The organism is Streptomyces sp. NRRL F-5755 (genome assembly GCF_001279365.1).
Taxonomy (GTDB): Bacteria; Actinomycetota; Actinomycetes; order Streptomycetales; family Streptomycetaceae; genus Streptomyces; species Streptomyces rimosus.
The window spans coordinates 1-227 of the sequence record NZ_LGCW01000240.1 but is presented as its reverse complement, the minus strand read 5'-3'; the positions used below and the strand labels follow the sequence as shown (position 1 = coordinate 227).

At 74.4% G+C, this 227-nt stretch carries 1 pseudogene; it reads right to left on the bottom strand.

Going from position 1 to position 227, the window contains the following annotated elements:
• Nucleotides 1-227: pseudogene (locus ADK86_RS41020) on the bottom strand (transposase); the annotation flags it as partial.

The window sequence follows — 227 nt, the reverse complement described above, 5'->3', positions numbered from 1 at the left end:
CGCCTCGGCTGCCGAGCCGTTTGCGGTTCGCGGCCTGGTCGGCAGGCTGCGGGATCACCGCCCGGATCCCGCGCCGCCGCAGATGGCCGCGGATCGCCCCAGAGGAATACGCCTTGTCCGCCAGGAGGCGAGACCGGTGCCGTCCGCGGTCTGCCGACCGGCCGGGACACCCGGATCCGGGCCATGACCTTCTCGAATGCGGGTGCGTCACCGGCCTGGCCCGGGGT